General features: G+C 38.8%; 5 protein-coding genes and 1 pseudogene. 1 reads left to right on the forward strand and 5 read right to left on the reverse strand.

Annotated features, from left to right (window positions below; all coding sequences use genetic code 11):
- The 5 genes and pseudogenes from HMPREF2628_RS10370 to pbp2a form a co-directional block, all read right to left on the reverse strand.
- Nucleotides 1-76, reverse strand: a pseudogene (locus HMPREF2628_RS10370) (sigma-70 family RNA polymerase sigma factor); the annotation flags it as partial.
- A 119-nt stretch (nt 77-195) separates the two neighbouring features.
- Nucleotides 196-732 carry a transcription termination/antitermination protein NusG gene (gene nusG / locus HMPREF2628_RS03550; RefSeq protein WP_049492454.1) on the reverse strand — a complete coding sequence of 179 codons (537 nt, stop codon included), beginning with the start codon at nt 730-732 and terminating at the stop codon, nt 196-198.
- A 53-nt stretch (nt 733-785) separates the two neighbouring features.
- Nucleotides 786-962 carry a preprotein translocase subunit SecE gene (gene secE, locus HMPREF2628_RS03555; RefSeq protein WP_001210990.1) on the reverse strand — a complete coding sequence of 59 codons (177 nt, stop codon included), beginning with the start codon at nt 960-962 and terminating at the stop codon, nt 786-788.
- A 9-nt stretch (nt 963-971) separates the two neighbouring features.
- Entirely contained in the window at nt 972-1,124 is a 153-nt protein-coding gene (gene rpmG, locus HMPREF2628_RS03560; protein WP_001809375.1) for a 50S ribosomal protein L33, read from the reverse strand.
- A gap of 52 nt (nt 1,125-1,176) precedes the next feature.
- On the reverse strand, nt 1,177-3,372 hold the full coding sequence (gene pbp2a, locus HMPREF2628_RS03565; RefSeq protein ID WP_070842360.1) for a penicillin-binding protein PBP2A: 2,196 nt from the start codon (nt 3,370-3,372) through the stop codon (nt 1,177-1,179).
- Between the two features lie 86 nt (nt 3,373-3,458).
- On the opposite strand from pbp2a, the gene HMPREF2628_RS03570 reads away from it, so the two are divergent.
- Entirely contained in the window at nt 3,459-4,334 is an 876-nt protein-coding gene (locus tag HMPREF2628_RS03570; RefSeq protein WP_083320506.1) for an RluA family pseudouridine synthase, read from the forward strand.
- Nucleotides 4,335-4,414: the final 80 nt, after the last annotated feature.

Below are 4,414 nucleotides of genomic sequence, written 5' to 3' on the forward strand. Positions count from 1 at the left end.
CCCATAAATGAAGGTAATATTCATTTCTACACTTATATACAATCCCCTGGACTTCTTTATACAATTCTTTAAACATAACGTTCCCCTTTCTAGATACAGTCTAACAAATAATGAAGCTAATCGGTGCCATTCACCTATTCTCTCCCATTTAACGCCTCAACTGCACAAAAAAGAGAGGTCTTGCCTCTCTCAGGGTTATAATTCTGCAATTTGGTTTAGGTTTACTTCTGCTATTGTGTCATTACCAAACATAGAGATAATCATCTTCACTTTATTGTTATCAATCTCTGTAATCTTACCAGTATAATCTGCAAAAGCACCATCAATGATACGTACAGTTTGACCAACTTCAACATCGATATCAAACTCTTGTACAGTTTGTCCCATAGAAACCAAGATATCACGGATTTCTTGTTCCAATAATGGAGTTGGTTTTGATCTATTTCCGTGAGATCCGACGAATCCTGTAACGTTTGGTGTATTTCGAACAACAAACCAAGCTTCATCTGTCATCACCATTTCCACAAGAACATAACCTGGAAAGCGATTTTCTTCTACTTCTTTTCTCTTTCCATTTTTTTCAACTTGCACTGTTTGTGTTGGAATTTCAACACGTAATATATTATCCAACATATTGTAGGTTTGTGCACGTTGTAATAGATTTTCTTTTACCTTATTTTCATAACCAGAATAGGTTTGTAAAACAAACCATCCTTTATCAAAACTATCCATGATACTTCCTTTCATAATAGAAGATTTTTGGCGTAAATAACTCCACAAATCTTCTAAAAAATGTTAATAAATCGAATCAAACCTGAAACAATCAACTTGTCAAAAATATAAATAATCACAACAAAGAAAGCAGTGTATTCCATGATAGAACGAAAATCTCTCCAGCTTTCCTTGCGAGTTGGCCATGTTGTGTCTTTAAGAAGTCTAAAAATATCTCCAATAAAACGCATCGCTCTCTCCTATCTCGTTTCTCTGTGTGTAGTGTACTTACCACAATGTTTACAAAATTTATTTACTTCTAGTCGTGTTGGCTTGGGGTTTCCGCTGATCTTGATTGAATAGTTTCTCGAACCACAAACCGCACAAGCTAGGCTTGCTTTTTTTAGTGCCATAACGCCTCCATCTTATCTATTATAACAAGAAAGCTAGGCTTTGACAAGCATCTTAACGAAATAGATTGACTACCGAATCCCATATCGTTTGAGCCTTTTCCTTAATTTTCGCATCCGAGATAGCACGGCTAGCCTCATCTACCAGATTTTGTGCACGACTTCTAATATCAGAAAGGCTATTATCCGCCTGATTTTCTTCATTACTCTGTATTTGATTTCTTGTATTGGCTGGTGCAATTCCATTTTGCTTATAAGCATTTTCAACTGTAAAGGTACTTCCTGGCGTATAAGGTAAAATGGTTTTTGCAATATTTCTAAAGACATGGGCTGCACCGTTTGAAGTAGATCCTGCTAGATAGTGATTTTCATCAGTGGTAGGGAAGCCAAGCCAGTGACTAATCACTACATCCGGAGTATAACCAATTACCCACTGGTCACTTGTGTATTCAGGATTGAAAACAGCTTCAGTTGTTCCAGTTTTTCCTGCCATGACATAGTCTGCAGGCGATGAACTAACACCGGTACCGTTGGTGAATGTCCCCAACATCATACTAGTCATCTTGTCAGCTACAGACTTATCAATCACCCGTTTTTGTGAATTTTTATGGCTCGCAATGACCTGACCACTAGCATTTTCAAGTCTACTAATAAAATGAGCTTCCGGCATTAAACCTTCATTTGCAAAGGCAGCATATGCTTGAGCCATTTGAAGAGGGTTGGTTTCAACACCGCTTCCCAAGGCGACGCCAAGAACACGATCGACCTTTTCCATGTTGAGTCCGAATTTTTCGCCCGCCTCAAAAGCCTTGTCAATGCCCAAATCATTAACAGTAGCAACAGCAGGTAGATTAAGCGATTCTGCCAAGGCTTGATACATAGGAACTTCTCGACTCGTTTTGATTCCTGCATAGTTATCAACCTTATAGTTGTCATACTGCATGGTATGGTTATCCAACTGCTTATTCAAGGACCAACCTGCTTCAACTGCTGGCGTATAAACAACTAAAGGCTTAATTGTAGAACCAGGGCTACGTTTTGATTGAGTTGCATAGTTGAAATTCCGGAATCCAGTTTTATCATTGCCAGCAACCTGACCGACAACTCCACGAACTCCACCTGTTTTCGGTTCGAGAGCCACACTTCCTGATTGAGCAAATGTTCCATCCTCTGCCCTCGGAAATAGAGCTGTATTTTCATAGACAACCTGCATATTTGCTTGATAGTTTTGGTCCAGCTCTGTATAAATGCGGTAGCCATTATTGACAATTTCTTCCTCTGTTAGATTATACTTGGAAACAGCTTCATTAACAACCGCATCAAAGTAAGAAGGATAGCGGTAATCTGAGATTTTTCCTTCATACTTATCGTGCAATTGCGAAGTCATATCAACTTCTGCAGCTTCGGTTTCTTGGTTTTTATCAATGTAACCCGCCGCAACCATATTCTGCAAAACAGTATCGCGACGATTGGTAGAATCTTCTACGGAATTCAAAGGATTATACAGTTCCGGCCCCTTTAGCATTCCTGCCAGAGTCGCAGCTTGATCCAGACTCACTTCTGATGCAGAAACTCCAAAGTATTTCTTACTCGCATCTTCTACGCCCCACACACCATTTCCAAAATAAGCGTTGTTAAGGTACATGGTTAGAATTTGATCCTTACTATATTTTTTTGTTAATTCTAAGGCAAGGAAAAATTCTTTCGCTTTTCTCTCAACAGTTTGATCCTGCGACAGATAGGCATTTTTAGCCAGCTGTTGGGTAATAGTAGAACCACCACCTGAACGGCCAGCAGTTACAATAGCCAAGAAGAAACGACCATAGTTAATCCCGTCATTTTTATAGAAAGAACGGTCTTCTGTCGCAATAACGGCATTCTGCAAATTTTTACTGATATCAGTCAATTCAACATAAGTTCCTTTTTGACCAGACAAGGCACCAGCCTCCTTTTCTTCACGGTCAAAAATGAGAGTTCGAGTTTTCAAGGCATTTTGCAAATCATTGACATTGGTTGACTTGGCTACAGCAAACAAATAGGTTCCAACTAGCAAGCCTGCACTCAAACCTAGTATAAGGACAATCTTTGTTAGATGATAGCGACGCCAGAATTTTCGAATTGGACCTACTTGGGCCAATTTTTTTCGATCACTACGAGAGCGACGTAAGCTAGTAGAATCAGAATCCTCTAGTTCACTTGTTTCTTTTTTAAAAAGAGAAAGAAATTTCTCGAATAATTTATCTAATTTCATGCGTTTATTTTATCATCTTCATCATAGGAAGACAAGAATTTAGCTATTTCCTATCCAAATAGGGCTTTTTTTGTTACAATATCTGTATGAAATTCACATTTACATTACCAGACTCTCTACCTCAAATGACGGTTAAGCAATTACTAGAGGAGCAACTCCTCATCCCTAGAAAAATCCGTCATTTTTTGAGAATCAAGAAACACATTTTGATTAATCAGCGAGAAGTTCATTGGAACGAAATGGTAAGTCCTGGAGATGTTTGCCAGTTGACTTTTGACGAGGAAGATTATCCCGAAAAAGAAATCCCTTGGGGCAACCCAAACCTCGTTCAAGAAGTTTATCAAGATCAACACTTGATTATTGTCAACAAACCTGAGGGTATGAAAACACATGGTAACCAACCAAACGAAATCGCACTTCTTAACCATGTCAGTGCCTATGTCGGCCAAACCTGCTATGTCGTTCATCGTCTGGACATGGAAACCAGTGGTTTGGTTCTCTTTGCCAAAAATCCTTTTATCCTGCCTATTCTCAATCGCTTATTGGAGAAAAAAGAGATTTCTAGAGAATATTGGGCACAGGTTGACGGACATATCAACAGCAAAGAACTTGTTTTCAAAGACAAAATCGGACGTGATCGCCATGATCGCAGAAAACGAGTAGTTGATACAAAAAATGGCCAATATGCCGAAACACATGTAAGCAGATTAAAGCAATTCCCAAACAAGACTTCCTTGGTTCGTTGCAAACTAAAGACAGGGCGAACACATCAGATTCGCGTGCATCTCTCTCATCACAACCTCCCTATCCTGGGTGATCCTCTCTATAATAGCAAATCAAAAACAAATCGGCTTATGCTTCACGCCTTTCGACTGTCCTTTACCCATCCGCTTACATTAGAAAAGTTAAGTTTCACTACCCTTTCCGATACATTTGAAAAAGAATTAAAAAAGAATGGATGATTGTTGTGTCATCCATTTTTAAATATTTAAAAAGCAAGACCAGAGGTGTACTGACCCCCAAAAGTTGGACAAATAATTAT

Source organism: Streptococcus sp. HMSC063B03 (assembly GCF_001836965.1).
Taxonomy (GTDB): domain Bacteria; phylum Bacillota; class Bacilli; order Lactobacillales; family Streptococcaceae; genus Streptococcus; species Streptococcus pneumoniae_F.

What these genes read in the sequence shown, in the direction of transcription:
- nusG (WP_049492454.1), bottom strand. Translation starts at nt 732, where the DNA reads ATGGATAGTTTTGATAAAGGATGGTTTGTTTTACAAACCTATTCTGGT.
- secE (WP_001210990.1), bottom strand. Translation starts at nt 962, where the DNA reads ATGCGTTTTATTGGAGATATTTTTAGACTTCTTAAAGACACAACATGG.
- rpmG (WP_001809375.1), bottom strand. Translation starts at nt 1,124, where the DNA reads ATGGCACTAAAAAAAGCAAGCCTAGCTTGTGCGGTTTGTGGTTCGAGA.
- pbp2a (WP_070842360.1), bottom strand. Translation starts at nt 3,372, where the DNA reads ATGAAATTAGATAAATTATTCGAGAAATTTCTTTCTCTTTTTAAAAAA.
- HMPREF2628_RS03570 (WP_083320506.1), top strand. Translation starts at nt 3,459, where the DNA reads ATGAAATTCACATTTACATTACCAGACTCTCTACCTCAAATGACGGTT.